Below are 21,204 nucleotides of genomic sequence, written 5' to 3'. Positions count from 1 at the left end.
CTATTTAACTATTGTTATAGATCCGTTTTTCGTGTTTTTATCTTCTGTCATAATCACATAATAATACACGGCATTTACGGCATTAAAAGGCAATTCACTTTCTGGCCAATTATTTTGATAGTCCTTGGTTTTAAAAACTATTTTTCCGTAGGAATCCATGATAACTATTTCGGTATTTGTACCACTTACATATGCATTTGGAATTACCCAAGTATCGTTTGCTCCATCCCCATTAGGACTAACTAAATTTGGAATTTTGGCAACATCTGGAAATGGGTCTTCTGCTTGAATTACAGTAAAATGGTATTCTTTTGAAGCTTGACAACCTGTAGTTTCGGTAATGATTACTTTATAATTTCCTTCTTGGCTAGCTTCATAAGTATCTGCTAAAGCGTCTGTAATAAGCACATCATTAAAAAACCATTGGTATTCTGGATTTGTTGCAGATGAAGTGATAATAACTTCTAAAGTTTCGTCTGATTCTATAGTGTTTTCCTCAAAAACATTGATACTACTTGAAAACTGTTCGCTTATTAAATCGATACTACCCATTGCGACACAACCACCTAAATCTACACGAACTTCAAATAATCCGGATTCTGTAGTTGCATATATTTGGTTGGTGGCTCCAGAAATAAGGTTTCCATCCTGGTACCATTGATACGTTTCCCCATTTGTTGTACTTAAAATGGTTGGTGTAATACTTGGGCAATACGGATTACCTAAGCTGGAGATAATTGTAGCATTTATGCTTGAAGTTGCTTCGGAAACCTGTACTCTATTCGAATAGGAACTAGAAGTACAAGAACCATAATTGGTTTCTACAAAATAAGTTCCAGGACTATTTACAGATAAACTAGGGCCATCGGCAACAAAAACAGATGTTGTCATACTAGTTTCTTTATACCATTTAAAGGATAAAGAAGGATAATTTAGTGGCGAATCGTTAGTTCCTGTTCCTGGATTATCAATGGTTAACAAATAGCTTCCGCCAACACAAAAAATCGCAGTATCTATTAAATTATTAATGGTAAATGGTTCGTCTTGAATTTTATAATATGCGGCAAATGCAACAGATCTAGAGCTAGTTGCAACGGGAGCCGTACTTCTTATTTTTATTTTATATCCTTCACCAGCGAGATTGGTTGGTAATAAAAAATTTAAAACTGCAGGAGAAGAAGTTATTGTCCCTGCATTCGTTGGAATAATAACGGTTTCGTTAGTAAAATCACCGTTAGCATCGGACAATAATATGTTGAATTGATTGGATGCATCTAATGGAGCACTATGTGAAAAGACAAAATTGACATTATAGGAATTAAAAGACGCATTTGCACATGCTTGGCTGAATCCTAAATTTGGAGTCCCAATTACAATTTGTGCATTTATTTTTTGAGAAACTAAAAAAACACTAATGCATAATCCTAAAAATAATTTACGTATAAAAGTAATTTTCATCATACACTTACTTATTAAAGACAAATACCAAAAGTATAAGCTTATTTAAACGTCATGCTTCCGCATTTAAGACGGCCATATTATATTGTTGAATTCTAATCAATATTAGATGCAAGAATTTTATTAATACGAAGTCTAAAGTCTAGTCTATTTTCATTTTTAATATCAATAAATGTTTCCGAATCAAGACCTTTAGAATACACATTAAAAAAGCTACTGTTACCATACCAGTTTTCTAAATCTTCATTGTTATTATTGTACTCTTTAAAAATATTTCCGTTACAATTATTGAAATACATTTTCTGAAAAATTATTTTCTTTAAATTTTCGTTATTAACACGAACGCTATTATCGATTAAAACGGCAGGACTAAAACCAGATATTACGCTCTCTTTCATACTAAGAGATGCATCATTACCTATAAAAACAGCTTCCTTTACAAGGTTTAATTTAATTTCGTAATCTAAATCATCACTTACATTCACCAATGTTAAATTTAATGCCGTTACTGCAGTTTCCTGTTTAACAAAACTAACATCCTCTCCTTTGTCGTAGGATGCAATATTGAGACATCTGGACCCTTTAGAACTAGAAACATAAGAAGATCGAACTGCTAACGAATTGAATAAATTACACTGCGTTCCATAATTAAGGTTATAGTCGATACGATTGGATTTATAGGAAACCAATTTTTCTAAGTATAGTTCTCCTCCATATACATCAAACGAATTACCTGCAGAATAGCTTACCATCACATTATCAATAGTTGTTTCGGTACCCACACCGGCTAATAGCAATGCATTAAAATTATCACCGTCTCTTGTTCTTTTACCTGCATATTCTATTCTTACATATCGTAAAATTCCAGCATTACTTTCTATATTTTCTCCTCCATAGCTAATATCTATAGAAGCATCTGTCGCAAAATTGTAGCCCGTTAAAGCGCCATTGCCGTATGTATTAATTGGTGCATCTCCAAGAATAATTATCCCTCCCCAATCTCCAGCTTTTTTCACACTTCTATTGGAGGTAAAAATAATAGGATCTGTTTCTAGACCGTTAGCGATTATGGTAGCTCCTTTAGTAATAGTTAAAGATCCTTTGGTTTTAAAATCACCAATAATAACAGTACCTGGCTCAATAGTTAACACAGCACCATCTGTAACAAAAACATCACCTAATAACATATAGGTATTTCGCTTTAGTAATTTTGTATCTGTTGAAATAATTCCTGTAAGAATTTCGTTAGCCTCATTATATTCCACAAGGTCAGGTCTAAATTCTGTCCAAGAACTTAACCAATTGTTATTGCCTATGATTCCTTTTTCTTGCTGTGCAAGGGCACTACCAATAAACAAAAGAAATATTGATACGATTTTGGGTAAATGTTTCATAACGAAAAATATTTAATAATTCAAAGTAGGTTAATTAAGATGGTAAATCTAGAAAGAAATTCCACGTAATGCAAATATTATCGATTAAATGCAAGAAGCAAAATGAAAATAGAAAAAATAGAAAAGCCCAATTAACAGCTTTTTACATAATAAAACGACTGTTAGTCGGGCTTTCAAAGAATATTTATAAACTAAATCGAGAAAGTAATGGTAAAAAAATAAAATCACATTGCACTCTTTTTCTTACGTCTCTAATTATTTTCAAGTAATTCCTCCTTTTTTGTAATCCATTTAGAACTTATTTTCCTGTCCGTAAATATGCAGGGACTTCAAAACTTGTTCATAAAACAAAATAGCTGCTATTAAATTAGCTTTATCGGAATATGGCAAAATTCTACTCTGAAAGGCAATAGTATTTGCGAAAAAACTTGCAGTAGCCTCATGATGATCCTCCAATGCACTTCTATTTTCTTTAGAATCTGGAATACCAAAACTAGACATTGTAATACCTGGTTTAATCCCGAAAGCGATGGATGGCAATAGTTTAATAATGATTTCCATTCGTTCGGTATATAACTCTAATAATTTCCCTTTTTGCATATCCTCTAACTCTTTAAGATCATGATATTTAGAGATCGCAACATCTTTATTAATAATACTCTTTGGAGCTCCAGTTCTATTTTGAGCTGTTCCTACTCCAGTAATTAATAAAAAAATAACACTAAAAAAAACAAGTTTAAGCTTCATATTTGTAAATCTTTAATAATTAAAATTATGCAACAAATCTAGGCAAATAATCAAAATGCACAACCCTAAATTTTTATTTAACCTCATATAATAGGAGATTTCCATCTGTAATTTGTATCTAAAAACGAAACAAAGCACATTGTAAAAAAGCATCTAAGTTAAAGCTATCACTGACTTTTAGAGCATCTGGAAGAAAAAAAAAAACAGCAACTATTTTTAGTAAAAAAAAAACTTAAAAAAAGTAAAAAAAAATCCAATTATAACGATAAAAGACGTTTTTTGCATGCTAAACGGCTAATAATTGAGCGATTTAGCCTACAGAAAAAATCCTATTATGGGACTATAAGAAGAATGAAATTTAAGACTTATTTTTCCATATACAGCATTGCTTTATTTTTCAAATTTAGCTATATATATTTCCTAAAGTAGCTGTTTATTATTTTATAAAATAGAACGGCTATACATGAACCAGTTATGTTGCATAAGCCTGTAAGATTCCGAATTCAATAACTTAACGCAACAAATCTAAATTTATAGATTTGTTACAATGGAAGTAAAAAAACATAAACGACTTACCTTAAAGGAGAGAATTCAAATAGAGACTCTTTTAAACGAAAACAACACTAAAGCTTACATAGCTAAAAGACTAAATCGATCGCGATCTACAATCTCTCGAGAAGTCAATAAGTGGGTACAAAATAAGTACGATAAATACGAAGCTCATTTGGCACATTGGTGTGCTAAAGAGGACTACTTAAACAAAAGAAATCTTGACAAAATAAGCACCTACTCTCTTTTAAGATTCTTTGTATATAAAGGTCTTTTATCAAATTGGACTCCTGAGCAAATAGCTGGTAAAATCAAACAAGATTATCCTAATGATCCCATAATGACAATTTCACATGAAGCTATTTACAGACACATTTATACACGTCCTCAAGCTAGTTTAAACAAAAAACTAATTAAGCTTCTTGTACGCAAAAAAACTAGACGAAGAACCCCTAAAAAAAGACGCCGAACAGGAAGTAAAATAATCAACCAAGTCAGTATAGATCTAAGGCCCAAACACATTGAACTAAGAGAAGAAATTGGTCATTGGGAAGGAGATTTAATGATTGGTAAGAATCAAAAGAGTGCTATTGAAACCATTGTTGAAAGAAAGTCTAGATACACTATTATAATAAAACTTAATAGCAGAAAATCAGATGAAGTAGCAAAAATATTTTCGAAAAAACTAAACCTATTAAATCAATTATTTAAGAAAACAATGACATACGATAACGGAATTGAAATGGCAAAACACGAAAAAATAACACAAAATACTGGCATGAAAATTTACTTTGCCCATCCATATTCTTCCTGGGAAAGAGGAACTAATGAAAATACAAATGGACTTATTAGAAGATACCTTCCTAAAGGAACTGACTTCAATCAAATTGATGAAAAATCACTAATGAGTATTCAAGAAAAACTTAACAATAGACCTCGGAAAATAATAGGTTATAAAACTCCTCAAGAAATTATGGATTTTGAACTAAAAAATGTAGCTTAGTATAAACTAAAAAAAAGCAACGTTTGTTGCGTTAGAACCTTGAATGCAGCGATGTATCCGCGTATTACTTTGTATTTAAAAAATAATATAGCTATTAGATAAGCTCCCTACATGCCTTTTTTAGATAAAAAACCAACATGATTTCACTTGCCCATGCAACAAAACACGAATCTTTAAGCGAAATACCACGGAATTGATCCTTATATACCATACGCTAGTAAAATAGCGTGATGCCGTATCTAAAACATAAAAGCCAGACACTTTCGTATCTGGCTTTCTTAGTAGCGGGAACTGGACTCGAACCAGTGACCTTCGGGTTATGAGTTTGATATAACACCGAATTTTACTCCTATTAGCTGTCTCACTATTAAAATCGTGTACGGAATCGTGTACTCTGATTAATAATAAAAGTCAAATATATAATAATTTGTAATACAAAATGAAATAAATTGTATTACATGAATTTTCTCCACATATAGTTTATAATTAGCGTTTTTAAAAATCGATAATTATAAAAATAAAAGTATTGGCATTTACTTTTATGAAACTTGTAAATTGAAAATGACATCATTTAATATGAAGATTATTTCAAATTACATAAGAATACTAAATTAGAATTTTTCACCTACAAGTCTTGATTGTTAAAATTTTAACATTTATATTTAGGAATTAATTAATTGCTTATGAGACTTTTACTGCTTTTTCTATTTTTCTATTCTTGTTTTTCTTTTGGCCAAAATGAAAAGACTAAAAAAATAAAAACTGATTTATTAGTTGAAGAAATAGAACTTAAAAGAATCCATCTAATATTAGAATTAATAGATACCACCAATGAAGATTATGATCTTAAAGAGGATTTAATCCTTTTAAAGGAGTTGATAGAATTATCAAGAAAAAATCAAATACCCAAAGGTTTAATCAATGGATATATGTATCAGGCTATATTTAGTTGTTAATTATCTAATTTTAAGTTGTATAAAATTATGAAGAAAAAATATTTTTTAATTGTTGGAGTTCTATTGCTAATTTTTGTTGGCGGGTATTTTAGGGTGCAAGAATATATTTATAATCAAAAGAAAACCGATAATATAAAAGAGATGATTATTGAAAATAATGATATTAATTCAGAAATCAATGAATCATCAATTGAAGACCATAAAATCACAAATAAACAGGAATATGATTTTCAAAAAAATGAGATAATGTTCTATGAAAATGATGAACTCATTAGTGTCTATAATTTGAAAGAGAATAATCCTTATGAAAGCAATTATAAATATAATGTTTTAAAAAGTCTTACAAATATTAATACTCCCAACAAACTTGATTATAAACCCAGTTATATTCTCGTAAGCTACTATGCAACTGAAAAAAAGGTTGATGATTTTGATTTTTTAACAACAATAAAAATTTTAAATCTTAATGGGCTTGAAGTCTCTGCTATCGAGTTAAATAAAACTAGGTTCATTGCAAAATCAATTTCCGATGACTTAAAGTATTTATATGGAATTCAGCTTACGAAAGCTGATTTAAATGATGATTACAATGAATATAAACCTGCTCTGTTAGATTTAAGAACAAAAATAAATTCACTAGATAATATTAAAGGTTTGGAAAGTTTCAAATATTCTGAAAATGTATATGGAATTTTTCCAACTAAAGATTATTTATTATTAGCCATTGATAATAAGCATCTAGAAAATATTAAACTAATTGATTTAAAACAAAAGAAAATAATTTGGACTGAAAAAGCTGAATTAAATAAATCCACAATAAAGATAAATAATGGAATAATAAATATACTAGATAATGACAGCCAAAATGTTATATCTACAAAAAAAATTAACAAATGAAAAATCTAACAACATTAGGCTTTTTTTTCTTACAACTTTTTGTTTTAGGGCAATCAGCAAATGAAATAAGTCAACGTTATTATTCAGATTCAGAGTACAAGTATTTTCAATTTCAAGATATCACATCTGACTATGGCCCAAGAGCAAGTAATCATAATTTCCATGGTGGGCTTGATGTAAATGACAATAGCTACGGAATTCCATTTGTAGTAGATTTCACCAGCACTGTTGAAAAAATTGAGTGTGGTTCAACTGGTTTAAAAAGTATACTTTTTTCAAATGGTATTGGTTACAGACATATTTTCTCTGGTAATTCAGGTGATTGTCCTAATAATATAAATGACTCAACATTTAGTGTAAATGGCTTCTATTTTGTCAACTATAATAGTTCGACAAATCCAAAGTATGCAATTATCACACCATATGGAAAAGCTTTTGCTGAAATTGGTGGGGATAATTTTAACTTTTTGGGTAATCCTTATACAACCACTAATTCAGTAATACCCAATGATATTATAGCTCCTATTGGTAATTCAGGTTCTTACATAAACAGTAACGGTCAAGAAGTTAGTTATCATACACATTTACATATTCAAAAAACTCAAAGCTTTACACCTACTAACGGAAGTCTATGGAGTGATGTAAATTCTGATAATGTATTAGCCGAATTTAATTATCAAAACAATCCTTTTTTTAACGGAGGTTACAGCATAAGTTTAGAGAGCCAAAACGGTTCTACTTTTTCTAATGTCAGAGGTAACAATAACTACCCTATTAAAGCAAAAGTTACATTTGCAAATCCTGGCACTATATTAAATAGCTCAAGTCAGCAGAGATATCTATATTGTGTTTTTGACCCAGAACTAATTGAATTGGAATTAAAACCCAGTGATGGTAACTATTCAATAATACAGGGTGTTAATAATTGGGCAGAAATATCGTATGGTGGTAACGGTAGCACACCAATACCTAGTAATGTAGGTGGTAGTGGAAGTCAATATCTTGGTAATTGGACTAATACAGGAGTTGAACCAAAAGCATACGGTTCAGGTAGCTACGATGATTACTATTTCACACAGTTCATTCCAAGAGTAACAAACGGCGGACAAGATGCTCAATTAAGCAACTTAGCAAGATATCCTGACGGAAATTATCATTTAAGAGCAGTCTTAACAGATGTACAAGACCAAGAGCATTTTTCAGAAGAGGCTCCTATAATCATTGATAATTTTAATCCACATATCAAGAATGTTGAAGTTACTTTTAGTGCACAGGAAGTTTATAACAAAGGTTGGGAATTAAATTCTCAAAGTAATGGGCTAGAGTTAACAGGTGTTGAAGCTCAATATCAAATTAATCCAGGTGACCAATTTGATTTAGTAGTTACAGCAAGTGAACCAATGTTATTTGTTAGAGTCAAAGTAGACGACCCATCCACTGGTTTTACAAATATGGTGGGCTCACCAGATGGAAAAAGTTGGGGTCTGTCTATGTTTTATACAGGCACAATAAATGAAACAGATTTGGTATTCCAAGGTGAAGATATTAATGGGAATAGCATTTTGGGTACTAATCAAATTGAAATATTAAGCGAACATCCTATACCAAATAGTTCTGGACGTCAAGCTAGTTCTAACAATACTTTAATTGAAGACCGTTCTCATAAACTCAATTCATCTAGGTGTAGTGTTACCGCAAATGCAGGTTCTAACGTAACCATTCAAAACGGAGAATCAACAACATTACAAGGCTCAGGAGGCACAAGCTGTTCATGGTCGCCATCAACAGGATTAAGTAATCCAAATAGTTGTACGCCAACTGCAACGCCATCGCAAACAACAATATACACATTAACGGTTACAGAAAACGGTTGTACAGACACAGACCAAGTAACCATAACAGTTGATGGCACTACTGGTGGTAATCCACCACCAAATGACGATTGTAATAATGCTACAACTTTAACAAGTAACACTAGTTGTAATTATACAAATGGAACTGTAGAAGATGCTACACCTTCAGTTGGAGCAAATAGCTGTTTAGGTTGTGAATGTGAATCTCCTGACGATTATGATGTGTATTATAAATTTACAGCAATAGCTACAAGTCATACTGTTACAGTTGGAAATTACGCTAGTAATTTTGATGCAGTGATTGAATTACGAACATCATGTTCATCTGGTTCTAGCAACTATATTGGTTGTTACGACCCAATTGGAGCTCCGTCTTCTGTAAGTGAAACATGGAATGGTTTAACTATAGGACAAACGTATTACATAAGAGTTTTTGAATGGAACTACCAAGGTTCTCCTCCAAGTACTGACACTTTTAAAATTTGTGTAACACATCAAGAAACCAATACTAATGGTATAGATTTAGTAAGTAATATAACAGGTACAAGTAATAATAATCCAGATGTTGGGGATACTATTACTATTGATTATACTGTTACTAATAATGGAGATGAAGCTACTCAATTTTGGTTAACTCCTAATATATATTTATCTACGGATACTATCTTGAATGGTTCAGATGATAATATGGGAAGTGAACTAATTCCACAAACAATTGCTCCAAATGAAACCATTTCTCTTTCAACTGAAATATCAATACCTAATGTAGTTGATGGTCAATACTATCTTGTAACAGACCCAGACCCAGTAGATATAATTAATGAAAGTAATGAAAATAACAATCTAGATTTCTATCCAATACAAATAGGTGATGTAGTGCAAAACGGACCTGATTTAGATGTGAGAAGGGTAAGAGCTGTTCCAGATATAGACCTTGTTCCAGGTCAAGAAGTCGAACTAGAAATTCTTATTGAGAACGAAGGTACAGAAGATGTTAATGATTTTGAAGTATTAGTGTTTCTTGATATTGATGATGATGGTGATCCAGACACTAATGAACTCATGGGAACATTTACTTTTAATGGATTGGATGTTGATGAAGACGAAACCGTATTTGAAGAATTCGATTTGCCAACTTATATTCCTTCTGCTGGAACTTATGATTTAATTGTTTTTGCTGATAGTGATAATCAAATTAATGAACCAAATGAAAACAATAATTATGATGATGACAGAGTGACTATTGCACTTGCTAGTTCTAATACAGATGATGTAACTATCTTAAATGAATCTGTAACGCAAACAAATGTTAATGCAGGAGGTACTATTAATGTAGCTGCAAACCATATTTATCTGGGTAATCAAACCTCAAGTGATTTACCTACATTAACTTTAGGGTATTTCCTCTCAACGGATTGTAATTTTAGCTATGCAGAGGATGTGTTTTTAGATGATGACACTTCTAACCTAGGCATAAATAATCCAAATATTGATGAAGATAATATTCTAACTATTCCACCAGCAACACCTTCTGGCACGTATTACATTCTTTTTGTAGCAGATAGTGAAAATCTAATTAATGAAGGTTCTTTAGAAAATAATAATGTTGCGTGTGTTGAAATAACAATAAATGGCACAAGTACACCAGAAGGAGATATTTTTATTACAGATGAAACATGTAATCCTTATAATGTGATGATAGGCAGTGAAGTTGAGGTTTTTGCTAATATGAATTATTCTGGAATTCAACTTAATGCAGATTTACCAAGTATAGAGGTTTTCTATTTCTTATCTACTGATTGCGTTTTGAGTAACGATGATATATTAGTAAGTGATGATGGTATTAGTCTAGGGTCTGACTTACCAGTTAATGATGTTACTGAGTCCATAGAACTACCAAATAATTTAAATCCTGGAACTTATTATATTATTACTAGAGTAGATGTGGAAAATGGAGTTTATGAGACCAATGAAAACAACAATATTTCATGTGTTGAATTTAATTTGTTTTCAGCAAATTCTAACTACCAAGATGTTACATTAAGTTATCCTTTTGTAGATGTTACTGAAGCAAATTTAGGAGACCAAATTTATATTTCTGTTTTTCAGAACTATACAGGATATCAAACAGATACAGAAATTAGTAGTCCTAGAGTATATTACTACCTATCAACAGATTGCATTTTAGATAGCAACGATTATTATCTTGAAGATGACCCATCAGGTATTGGTAGTGATGACCCTTCTGAGTTTGAGTATGAAAATGTAACAATACCTAGTGATATAAGTATTGGAAATTATTATATCCTTTTTGTTGCGGATGCTGAAGATATTATTGTAGAAAGCAATGAAAATAATAATCTTGAATGTATTCCTATTACAATTACAGATGATACTTTAGGAATAATTGATAATGAATTAAACAATCATATTAAAATATACCCTAATCCTGTTAAAGATATTTTAACGATTAATCTTGGAGAAAATCATTCTAAGGTTAATATCAAGATTCATAACGTGTTAGGTCAAAAAGTCATGAATTATGAATTTGAAAACAAACAAGTTTTAGAAATAAATACAAGTTCATTTTCTAATGGTATGTACTTTTTAAATATAAAGACAGATGATAATAAAACGAAAGAATTTAAGATCATTAAAGAATAATTTATTCCAACATACAATTTTACTTAAAAACCAGACATTTTCATTCTGGTTTTTTTGTGTCTTTATTTTATTCACTTTTAATATAAAAGATGTTATTCTAATTAATTCGCCTCCAAAATTGAACTATAATTGGCTCAACACGAACACCCTTATAAGCCAAAGGGTTATAAACAATAAAAAAACTTTTACTAGCTTTATTATTTTCATTGATTACTTACTATCAACACTTTAATGTACAATTACTGCAAATTCAGCAATACCCTATTTGAAAATCACTTAAGGTAATGGCAATTTTAAACTATTTTAATTGTATTACGTCTTTTAACAAACCGTATTACAACAATACTTAAAAAGTGTAATACAATGCTTAAAACAATGTTTTCCCGTTTAATTACCGTTTAATTACCGTTTAATTTATAATATAAATGGCTGTAAAATTATTAAAACACGTTTTTACATGTTTTACGCCAACGTCACTTTTATAAAAAACGAGGATTTTTTACCTACTAATAAAGAATAGGATTTTACTAATTTGTATCCTTACATCAATTAAAAAGGTTTAAGCTTATTTTTATTATAACCAAATGAAAAAATAAGTTACATTTAAATAGCCTGTTTTATTAAACTCATAATATATTCTAAGTTCTCAGTATCCTTAATAACCAACTCATAATCTCCATTTCCCCAATGACCAATATTAGAAACATCACGCATTAAGTTTTTAGGATCATCGAGCTCACCACTTTTTAAGTTTACCCATAGCTTTATACCGCTTTTTTGAATTAAAATATCGCAAATAATTCGGTTACCTATAAACGCAATTCTTTTCTTACGTGGTATTATTTCTATGTCTTCTTTGAAATTTAAAATAGAATCTCTAAAAGTTTCATATAACTCTACAGCACCATCAGACTTATTTAATGTGTGGTCTTCTTCTGAATAAACTTTAATTTCTTTAGTGATATTATCTAACTTCGTATTACTTGATGTAATTGGCTTAATACTTTCAGCAGATTTACTTTTCTTTATTTGGTTTACACTAATTAAATTGTTTTCATAGCGTTTAACTTCCCACAACTCAATAGCTATATCCTTAAAGTTTGTTGCTGTTCTTTGATTTTCGGTAAAACTTGTAGAAACAAATACTACTCTTGTTTGACTCCAATCTACATCTGTACGCTTTAAATTTTGTTTTAAAGTTTCGTTATACTCAACTATAAAATCCGCTTTGTTTTCAAGCATTAAACTTAAATATGTAAATCCTTGATCTACTACACTTATATTTTTACTTCTCTTATATTCAATTATAATGAATGCATTAGACTGCGTATCGTAAGCTAAAGTATCTATACGTTTGTTTTTAATAGAGAACTCAGATTTTACTAATTGTAAATCCATTAACTCATTTAAATTATTTTCAAAAAGTGATTGTATCTCTCTTTCTAATTTAAATGGCTTTTCTTTTAAAACACTAATTAATTCTTTTGATTTTAAGTTATATAAGATCATCTTAATTATTCTTAATTGTATAACTACCTGTTTTTAGAGAACCTACATATTCAACAAAACTTCCATCTTTCAATTTTTTAAGATAACGCTCTGTAGTAGATAACCCTTTATCTATAACAGCAGCAATATCTTTGGTTTTTAAACCAGAAGTAGAATCAATAAGTTCATAAATAGTAATAAGCTCATTTTTTATACCCTCACTTTCATCTTTAAAAACTTCTTTTAGTCTACTTTTTATACCCTCACCTATACCCTCACTTATACCCTCACTATTTTTAAGAGTTACTTTAAGTTCCGGAAAAACAACTGTAGTAATATTATTATTTTGTTTCCAAGAAGGTGTTTTAAACTTATTATTTTTACAATCATTAATCATTCTTAAAGTACCACTTCCAAGCATTTCAATATACCTTCTTATAAAACATATTTTAGCAATATCTGGATTACGTAGTATAGAATTATGTTCTCTTCTTAAATCTCTTAATGTAATACCTTCTGGCAAACCACCATAATTAGCAATTTCTGTTCTATCAGAAAAAATTGAGATTTGTAAAAAACCATTAACAGAATTATAATCTCTATGCACCATTGCATTTAGTAAACCTTCTCTTAAAGCTAATAAAGGATAGTTTAATTTTTCTTTTCTATGAATACCATCAACACTAATACTTTTACCAAAAGTTGCATCTAAAAAACTTAATACACCAGTTATGTTATTAAATAAATTATCATCAAAAATACGGTCGTTTAAAAATCTATCTCCTGTACTATCTGATGGATATACTGTAATTCTTATTTTAGACTGCGGAATAAATAGCATAGGTGATTTTGCAAACAGCACAATACAAGCGTTCGTATAATGACCGTTTTGCATTAATCCCATTTGAATTAGAAAATCTTCTTCATCTTCAAAATAAACATCAGATTTAAAATCTTTATAATATTCAATAGTTTTGTTTATTTCATCTTTATCTAAATCTGAAAGAGAAGCACCTAAAACCGAACGTCTTTCCCAATGAAAATCTGCTGCTTTACGCTCACTAATTAGTTCTTTTAGTATATCTTGACTTGATAGTTTAGTTCTGTCATTTTCACGAGTAAAAATCTGACCTTTGTATTGATATGGTTTATTTGCTCCTTCCCAAACACTTATTAACACAAGGTCTTTACCTTTATATCTTATTACTTGCGATGAAATCGGTGCATTAGGTCTAATAGTATCAATTAATTGATGTTGTATTCTATTTCTTAACCTTTGAGCATTATTTACACCAATTATTTGTTTATTATCAGCAACACCAATTAATAAATCACCACCTTCTGTATTAATAAAAGCGGTTATAGTTTTGGCAATAGTAGTTATATGCGCATTCGTTTTAAACTCTAAACGTACACTCTCTTCTTTCTGTAATAAGTTATTTATAATAAAACTATTCTCCATCCGCCTCTTGTATTTCATTAATTATACCTTCAACAAAACTTTTATCTGAAAACTGAGTAATAATATAAGTTAGCATTTCATCTAAACGATAAAACTCTTGTGCCCAATTACCATTTCGTAATGTTACTGGAATATGATTTTCTATAACGTACTCATATATTTCAATAGTCCGTTCATCAAAAAATTTATTCTTATCTACAATTATAGAAAGATCGTTGTATTTATCATCATCTTTTGCAATAATTGCATCTCCTTTTTTAAGACGTAATTTACCACGTAATAAACGACCAAACGTAACATCTCTGTGAACTAAAAACCAATATGGCTTCTTTAGTTCAATCGCTTTTTTAATTTCTTCAAAGGTTATGTTTTTATCTCCAATATTTCCTGTACCATAATAAGGTCGTATAATCCCTAAAAACAAATCACATTCTTCTACAGCTTTAAGACAATTTTCTAAATTAGATAATTTAGGATTTACTTTTATACTACCATTATGAGAATTTAAAACAGTATAATCTAATTGTTGTAATTGCGCTACTATTTGGGATAGTTGGTCTTCAAAACCATAAACAGTAGAACCTACCATAATTTTTATGTCTTTCTTCTTTTTAGCCATAATTCTCTTGTGGTTCTGCTGCTTGATTAATAAGTTCTTTCGCTTCTTTAACCGTTACTTGACCATTCATTAGCATTGGTAATAACCAATCTCTTAAATCTGCTAATTTTTGGTTTTCTCTTAGGTTCTTTTGTTTTTTAGCGTGTATTGGTTTTATTTTTTGGTAAAACTTTTCTACGATGTCTTTTTTAGGAAAAACTGTGTTATAATTAGTAACAAAGCTCTCAAACAATAAGTTTTTAATACCACTTGTTTTTCCTTCCCAACCAAATAATACTCCAGCATCATATAACCTTTGCCATTGGTACACGAAATTATATAAATAGATTTCGTCTTTTAAAGTAACTGCTTTACAGAAATTAGAACAGATTAATGGATTCTCAAAACGCTCTAAAGTTTCTTGTGTTATAAAAGCCATTCTACCTGTAGACTGCGTTGGACTACCTCCAGACATTTCAATAATTAAATCTCCTTCTTCTAATAATTTATGTGTGTTTTTTTCTAAAATAAAACGCTCTGGTGCTTTTACTACACCATTACCATTTAAACCATTAATATCTGCACCACGAATACAAGAGACTTGTTCTGTATAATTACCTTGTGCTGATTCTTTACCCCAATCTCCACTTTTATCTTTTTCTATCCAATCTGCAATGGTTTTATCTTGCCAACCTTCAGGTATTTCTTTTTTCAGTTTCTTATTATAAACCATTTTACCTCCTGAAGCTTTATGTGGTTTACCGTTAGCATCTGGAAAATCAAATTGTACAAACCAATACTCGTAAATAAGTTTTGCCATTGCTTCTAACTCTGTATTGATTTTGTTGTTTATTTCTATTTTATAATCTAAATCAGACAAAACTTTGGCTATTTGTTTTTGTGTCGATAATTCTAGATATGGTATTTGAAAATTTTCAATTTGTGTTTTACTAATATGAGGAACTGAAGAACCAGTTTGTATTCTAGCTACATAATCTTCAAGTCTTGGATTATTAATGCAATAAAAAAGGAAAACTTGGTCATAATGTTTTTTTGCTCTTACACAAGCAACACGCTGAGCTAACAATAACGGTAAATCATTTTTTTTTATTCTAGCTTTATTTTTACCAACCTTTGAACCATCCATTCCAATAACAATATCATTTTCTTTCAGACTATAATATTCTTTCTTATCAAATGGTTCATTCCAACATTTTATAGAATCCCATCTTAATTTACCTTCAGTAATATTTTCCCCCCTTACTGTTCTTATACCTTTACCCCCATAAAACTTACTTTTAAAAGGGAATCCTGTAATAACATCAGCAACAGACCTAAGCTCAACTAACTCCATTAAAGTGATAAGTTTTTAAGATTATTCTGAATTTCAGCTTCCAAAGTTTTATTTTCAAAAAATAATTGGTTCAAGTTACTTTCAAAGTTTTTTATTTTAGAATCAAATTCATTAACATTAATATTTATATACTCAATTTTAACTTCAAAATATTGACCTGCACTTAAAGAGTAGTTTTTCGTTTTTATATCATCATACGATACAATTACAGATACATCTTCAATAACTTCTTTATTATTAAAAATGTCAATAATTTGTTGTTCTTCAGCTTCCGATAATACTGTTTTCTGATTTTTACCCTCTTTTATTTTTGTTCCTAAATTAGATCCATCAATTAAAACTACATCATCGGTATTTGTTTTATCTAAAAAGACAATAGAAACGTTTGTACCTGTAGTTGCAAAAATATTAGATGGCATACTTACCACACCTGCTAACATTTTGCTTTCCACCATTTTTTCTCTAATCTTTTTATCGATACCTGATTGCGCAGTAATAAAACCAGTAGGCACTACAATAGCTGCTTTTCCTGTTTTTGTTAAGCTATGCATAATGTGTTGTAAAAACAGACTATAAATAGACATACTACTCTTTTTACTTTTTGGAATATTTGGAATACCTGCAAAAAAGCGTTCATTATTTTCTTTACTATCTAAATCGTCTCTATACTCGCTAAAATCTAACTTAAAAGGTGGGTTTGATACGATATAGTCAAACTTTTGTAATTCGTTATTATCATCTTTATGATAAGGCGATAAAATAGTATTACCACGTACTACATTTTGTAATGAGTGTACTAAGTTGTTTAAGATTAAATTTAAACGTAATAATTTGGATGATTTTTTAGAAACATCTTGTGAGTAAATAGTACATTTATCTTCACCAATAGCGTGCGCTAAATTCATTAAAAGCGTTCCTGATCCTGCACTTGGATCATAACAAGTAACATCTTGAATATTATCTTCCGTTACCATTATAGAAGCCATAATTTTAGCTACTGCGTGAGGCGTGTAATATTCCGCATACGTACCACCACTATCGTTATTATAGTCTTTTATTAAGTATTCAAAAATAGTAGCATAGAAGTCGTACTTTTCATTAAAAATATGCTCGAAACTAAAATCTACTAATTGGTTTACAATTGCCTTACAAAACGCATTACGTTCTGCTGTTTCTACAATTTCACTAATACGCTCAAATAAAGGTTCTTTAGAACCTCCTGTTGTTTTTACTGAGAAGATGTCATTATTTTGAATGGCAATATCCATTAAAGTATCATCAAACGTTTTAGCAAAATCTGGTTTGTTTTGTATATCGAATAAATGCGAAATAAAATGTTGCGGTTGCAATACTGCTGTGTCTGCATTTAACTGCAAGGTTAGCATTTCATAATCTTCATCAGGTAATGCTTCAATTGCTTTTTGCCATTTTTTAGCTTTCGCTAATTCAGGATTTAATTGTTTTACTTCGTAAGCAAATTTGTCGTTTAAAAACTTATATAGAAATACTTGTGTTATGATTTTATATTCGTCTCCATCATTACCTAAACCATAATTAGAACAAATACCTTTAAGGCTGTCTATTAGGTTTTTTACTTCTGTTTGAAATTGTACTGTTGCTGTCATTTATTTTTATCTAAGCTGTACGCCCGTGAAATTCGTTAGTATATTCTTGCACTACTAAATTATTAATGAATTTAGAAGTCTCTGGATTTAATTTAATATTGTTTTGTTTTACAAATTGATTAATTACCAATTTAATCATCATTTTATCTAAATAGCCCTCATTTTGAAGTAAACGACTATTTTGTATTACTTGTAAATCTGCTTCACTTTTAACAGATTGTAAGGCTTCAAATAATTGGCTTTCTCTTTTTGTTAAACCACCTTTTTCTACTAAACGTTTATGTATACGACAGTATTTAGGGTCGTTATCATATTTAACTTGTAGTAGTTTATTTTGTCTATTTAACTCTAATATTTTTGCGTGAATTTCTTTTAACGCTCCAATATTAGCTTTCATATCTTCTTGCGTTACTTCGTTTAATTTCTTCTTCTTAAACAAACGCTCTAATTCATCATACAAACTTACAAATTCAGGGTCTTTTTTATCAAAATTACTTGCTAATTCTTCTCTTGTTTTACGAAGTGTATCTTTTAGTTGGTCTGCTAATATTAGTTCTTCTTCCCCAACTTTGTTAAACATAAAAATAACATCTTCTAAAGCTACATTTAATAGATTGGTAGTATCTATATTGTTTTCTAATGCTTCCTTTTGATTTAGTAATTGCAAGTGATTATTAGCTTCTCTATATAATACTGAAAGCTTTTTAAAATCTACTTTTTCTAACAACTCATAATGCCCGAATAAACGAATTAGATTGTACAGACTTTTAGCATTACCTAAAGCCTTTACTAAACCTAACATTTTTTTACGGTCTGATATTTGAGAAATTTGTTGTGAGAAATTTTCAGCGTTTAAAGTATCATAATGAAATAATATCTCTTTTATATCTGCTATTTCTTCTTGTATTTCTTCTTTAGATTTAAAGATGTTAGAGTAATGCTCCATTTCATCACCTAAAACCTCTTGAAGTTCTTCAAAATAGTCTTTATTGGTTTTATCAAACTCTGCTTTAATATCTGCAAAATCAACTACAAAACCATATTTATAATCTTTATATGTTCTGTTTACTCTGGTTAATGTTTGTAATAGATTGTGCTTCTTAATTAAACGACCTATGTATAATTTCTTTAGCCTTTTAGCATCGAAACCAGTTAATAACATATTGTAAACAAAAAGAAAATCTATTTTACCATCTTTAAAATCTTCTACTTCTTGTTTTCGTTCTTCTTTAGTACCTATGTCGTGAAGAATTAAAGCTGCTTTTTTAACCTTATAGCTTTCTCTTTTTTTATCTCCGTAAGATTCTCTTTCTTCTGCTACTTTGTCTAAAACAATAGCATCACTATCTCTATATTTATTATTGAATATCTCAAATAACATTTTAGCTTGATCTGAACTGTCACAAACTACCATTGCACCAACTGATGCATCGTTATTCATTAATCTAAAACTTTCAAAATCTTCAACAATGTAATCTAACATTGGTTCTGCAAATCGTGCATCTGCATAGATTTTCTTTTTAGGAACATCACCTTGTAATACTTTAATTTCCTTTAAGGCTTGTTCTAAAACCATTTTATAATTAGATGCTATTTCTTCTCTAATTAGTTTTAGTGTATAACCATCTGCAATAGATGCGTTGTAATAATATTTATGAATATAATCACCAAACAAGGTTTTAGAATTATACTCTGTACCTAATAATGGTGTACCGGTTAATCCAATTTTAATAGCATTTTTATCTGACTGTTCTAAATTTGCTAAAAAACTACCTTCAGGATTATAACTACGGTGTACTTCGTCTAAAAAATAAACACGTTGAATATTAATATCGTAATCTTGTTCTGTTACTATTTTAGCATCATCTGAAAACTTTTGAATATTAACTACTGTAATTTCTGCGTTTCCTCTTTCGTTATGTAATGCTGCTTTAGATTTAATATCTGCTACAAACTCGGTACGTGAATTAACAATATGAACGGTTAAACCTCTGCTTGTAAATTCTCTTTTCGCTTGAATTAATAAATCTAATCTATCTACTATAAAATAGAATTTTGGTATTACATTTTGTTTTTGATAATAGTCTGTCAGAAACTTAACATTGTAATATGTTAATGCTGTTTTTCCACTTCCTTGTGTGTGCCAAATAATTCCTTTTCTTATGCCTTCATTTAATTTATTCTCTATTGCTTTTGTTGCAAATAATTGCGGATAACGCATTATGTGTTTTTGTAAGCCTGAGCTTTCATTTACATAAGCTATTGCATACTGTAGCACAAAAGACAATCTATCTTTAGAGAATAAAGAAGTAGAGACTCTATTTGTTGGTGTATTGGAATCTTTATTGGTTAAAAACTCTGGTGAATGTTTAATAATAACTAAGTTGTTATCTTTTAAAACTTCGTTTTCTGTAGCATCATTTTCAGGTAATAAAAGACTTTCTAAATCAAACGTTTCTTCTTCTCTGAAATAATTAAATATTGGTTTGTGATATGATGGTGAAGCATAAAATACACCTTGAACTGTATCTACATCATCACTATCGTATTCCATATTATTAGAGAATACCATTAACTGTGTAATGTTTACAAAACGTCTAAACTTTTTATTTTGGAATCTTTTGTTTATTCTATTTCGTTCGGCAATAATACCTTCTCTATTATTCGGCTTCTTAACTTCTATAAAAACTAAAGGCAAACCATTAACTAAAAGAATTATATCTGGTCTAAACTCTTCGTCTCCGTTTTTATAAGTTAGTTCTGTAACTACATTAAATGTATTGTTTTCAAAGTTTTCGAAATCAATAATCTTATGTCCCGTTTTTTGACTTAATCTCTCATAGAACGCTTTTCCTAAATCTTCATTATCTAATAGTAATGAAACATCACTTAATAGTCTTTTAGCTTCGTCTTTATCTAAATCGTGATTGATTTTCTGGATGCTATCAATAAATATATCTGTAAATATGTTTGTTTCTTCATTCCAAACTGCTCCCTTTAACGATAAATATTTGTACCCTAATCTTGTAAGATGTAATATTGATGGTATTTTGACTCTTGAATCTTCGTTGAATTTCATTTAGTTTTTTGATTGATTAAGCTCTAAGGGAACTATAAAAATATAATAAAATATTGGTTTAACACTGCTACTCCACA

General features: G+C 29.8%; 13 protein-coding genes. 4 read left to right on the top strand and 9 right to left on the bottom strand.

All coding sequences use genetic code 11. From position 1 onward, the window contains the following. The 3 genes from FG167_RS08895 to FG167_RS08885 form a co-directional block, all read right to left on the bottom strand. Positions 1–1,461 carry a gliding motility-associated C-terminal domain-containing protein gene (locus FG167_RS08895; RefSeq protein WP_203457971.1) on the bottom strand — a complete coding sequence of 487 codons (1,461 nt, stop codon included), beginning with the start codon at positions 1,459–1,461 and terminating at the stop codon, positions 1–3. A gap of 92 nt (positions 1,462–1,553) precedes the next feature. After that, positions 1,554–2,852 carry a hypothetical protein gene (locus FG167_RS08890; RefSeq protein ID WP_203457970.1) on the bottom strand — a complete coding sequence of 433 codons (1,299 nt, stop codon included), beginning with the start codon at positions 2,850–2,852 and terminating at the stop codon, positions 1,554–1,556. A gap of 291 nt (positions 2,853–3,143) precedes the next feature. Beyond that, entirely contained in the window at positions 3,144–3,599 is a 456-nt protein-coding gene (locus FG167_RS08885) for a hypothetical protein (protein WP_203457969.1), read from the bottom strand. 547 nt (positions 3,600–4,146) lie between these two features. Between FG167_RS08885 and FG167_RS08880 the strand changes: the two genes are divergently transcribed. The 4 genes from FG167_RS08880 (at position 4,147) to FG167_RS08865 (ending at position 11,521) form a co-directional block, all read left to right on the top strand. Further along, a complete protein-coding gene (locus tag FG167_RS08880) occupies positions 4,147–5,151 on the top strand; it encodes an IS30 family transposase (protein ID WP_203457968.1) in 1,005 nt (334 codons plus the stop codon). 683 nt (positions 5,152–5,834) lie between these two features. Next, on the top strand, positions 5,835–6,107 hold the full coding sequence (locus tag FG167_RS08875; protein ID WP_203457967.1) for a hypothetical protein: 273 nt from the start codon (positions 5,835–5,837) through the stop codon (positions 6,105–6,107). Positions 6,108–6,134: 27 nt separating this feature from the next. Continuing rightward, positions 6,135–7,004 (top strand): hypothetical protein, encoded by an 870-nt coding sequence (locus tag FG167_RS08870; protein WP_203457966.1) that lies wholly within the window; start codon positions 6,135–6,137, stop codon positions 7,002–7,004. Further along, positions 7,001–11,521 carry a CARDB domain-containing protein gene (locus FG167_RS08865; RefSeq protein WP_203457965.1) on the top strand — a complete coding sequence of 1,507 codons (4,521 nt, stop codon included), beginning with the start codon at positions 7,001–7,003 and terminating at the stop codon, positions 11,519–11,521. The genes FG167_RS08870 and FG167_RS08865 overlap by 4 nt, the downstream gene beginning before the upstream one ends. A gap of 603 nt (positions 11,522–12,124) precedes the next feature. On the opposite strand, the gene FG167_RS08860 is transcribed toward FG167_RS08865, so the two are convergent. The 6 genes from FG167_RS08860 to FG167_RS08835 are packed head-to-tail and all read right to left on the bottom strand — an operon-like array spanning position 12,125 to position 21,127. Next, on the bottom strand, positions 12,125–13,030 hold the full coding sequence (locus tag FG167_RS08860; RefSeq protein ID WP_203457964.1) for a DUF5655 domain-containing protein: 906 nt from the start codon (positions 13,028–13,030) through the stop codon (positions 12,125–12,127). A 1-nt stretch (position 13,031) separates the two neighbouring features. Next, positions 13,032–14,471 carry an RNA-binding domain-containing protein gene (locus FG167_RS08855; RefSeq protein WP_203457963.1) on the bottom strand — a complete coding sequence of 480 codons (1,440 nt, stop codon included), beginning with the start codon at positions 14,469–14,471 and terminating at the stop codon, positions 13,032–13,034. After that, on the bottom strand, positions 14,461–15,090 hold the full coding sequence (locus tag FG167_RS08850) for a DUF4062 domain-containing protein (RefSeq protein ID WP_203457962.1): 630 nt from the start codon (positions 15,088–15,090) through the stop codon (positions 14,461–14,463). The genes FG167_RS08855 and FG167_RS08850 overlap by 11 nt, the downstream gene beginning before the upstream one ends. Next, a complete protein-coding gene (locus FG167_RS08845; protein ID WP_203457961.1) occupies positions 15,083–16,423 on the bottom strand; it encodes a restriction endonuclease subunit S in 1,341 nt (446 codons plus the stop codon). The genes FG167_RS08850 and FG167_RS08845 overlap by 8 nt, the downstream gene beginning before the upstream one ends. Then, positions 16,423–18,048, bottom strand: coding sequence for a class I SAM-dependent DNA methyltransferase (locus FG167_RS08840; protein WP_203457960.1), 1,626 nt, complete (start codon positions 18,046–18,048; stop codon positions 16,423–16,425). The genes FG167_RS08845 and FG167_RS08840 overlap by 1 nt, the downstream gene beginning before the upstream one ends. Before the next feature lie 10 nt (positions 18,049–18,058). Beyond that, entirely contained in the window at positions 18,059–21,127 is a 3,069-nt protein-coding gene (locus tag FG167_RS08835; RefSeq protein ID WP_203457959.1) for a type I restriction endonuclease subunit R, read from the bottom strand. Positions 21,128–21,204 lie beyond the last annotated feature (77 nt).

It is taken from the genome of Lacinutrix sp. WUR7, from assembly GCF_016864015.1.
Classification (GTDB): Bacteria; Bacteroidota; Bacteroidia; order Flavobacteriales; family Flavobacteriaceae; genus Oceanihabitans.
The sequence above is the reverse complement of the archived record's forward strand: the minus strand, read 5'-3'. Positions and strand labels throughout refer to the sequence as shown.

Excerpts from the sequence above, each read along its gene's own strand:
- FG167_RS08845 (WP_203457961.1), bottom strand. The coding sequence starts at position 16,423 with ATGGAGTTAGTTGAGCTTAGGTCTGTTGCTGATGTTATTACAGGATTC.
- FG167_RS08890 (WP_203457970.1), bottom strand. The coding sequence starts at position 2,852 with ATGAAACATTTACCCAAAATCGTATCAATATTTCTTTTGTTTATTGGT.
- FG167_RS08875 (WP_203457967.1), top strand. The coding sequence starts at position 5,835 with ATGAGACTTTTACTGCTTTTTCTATTTTTCTATTCTTGTTTTTCTTTT.
- FG167_RS08870 (WP_203457966.1), top strand. The coding sequence starts at position 6,135 with ATGAAGAAAAAATATTTTTTAATTGTTGGAGTTCTATTGCTAATTTTT.
- FG167_RS08880 (WP_203457968.1), top strand. The coding sequence starts at position 4,147 with ATGGAAGTAAAAAAACATAAACGACTTACCTTAAAGGAGAGAATTCAA.
- FG167_RS08860 (WP_203457964.1), bottom strand. The coding sequence starts at position 13,030 with ATGATCTTATATAACTTAAAATCAAAAGAATTAATTAGTGTTTTAAAA.
- FG167_RS08840 (WP_203457960.1), bottom strand. The coding sequence starts at position 18,048 with ATGACAGCAACAGTACAATTTCAAACAGAAGTAAAAAACCTAATAGAC.
- FG167_RS08850 (WP_203457962.1), bottom strand. The coding sequence starts at position 15,090 with ATGGCTAAAAAGAAGAAAGACATAAAAATTATGGTAGGTTCTACTGTT.
- FG167_RS08885 (WP_203457969.1), bottom strand. The coding sequence starts at position 3,599 with ATGAAGCTTAAACTTGTTTTTTTTAGTGTTATTTTTTTATTAATTACT.
- FG167_RS08865 (WP_203457965.1), top strand. The coding sequence starts at position 7,001 with ATGAAAAATCTAACAACATTAGGCTTTTTTTTCTTACAACTTTTTGTT.
- FG167_RS08895 (WP_203457971.1), bottom strand. The coding sequence starts at position 1,461 with ATGATGAAAATTACTTTTATACGTAAATTATTTTTAGGATTATGCATT.
- FG167_RS08855 (WP_203457963.1), bottom strand. The coding sequence starts at position 14,471 with ATGGAGAATAGTTTTATTATAAATAACTTATTACAGAAAGAAGAGAGT.
- FG167_RS08835 (WP_203457959.1), bottom strand. The coding sequence starts at position 21,127 with ATGAAATTCAACGAAGATTCAAGAGTCAAAATACCATCAATATTACAT.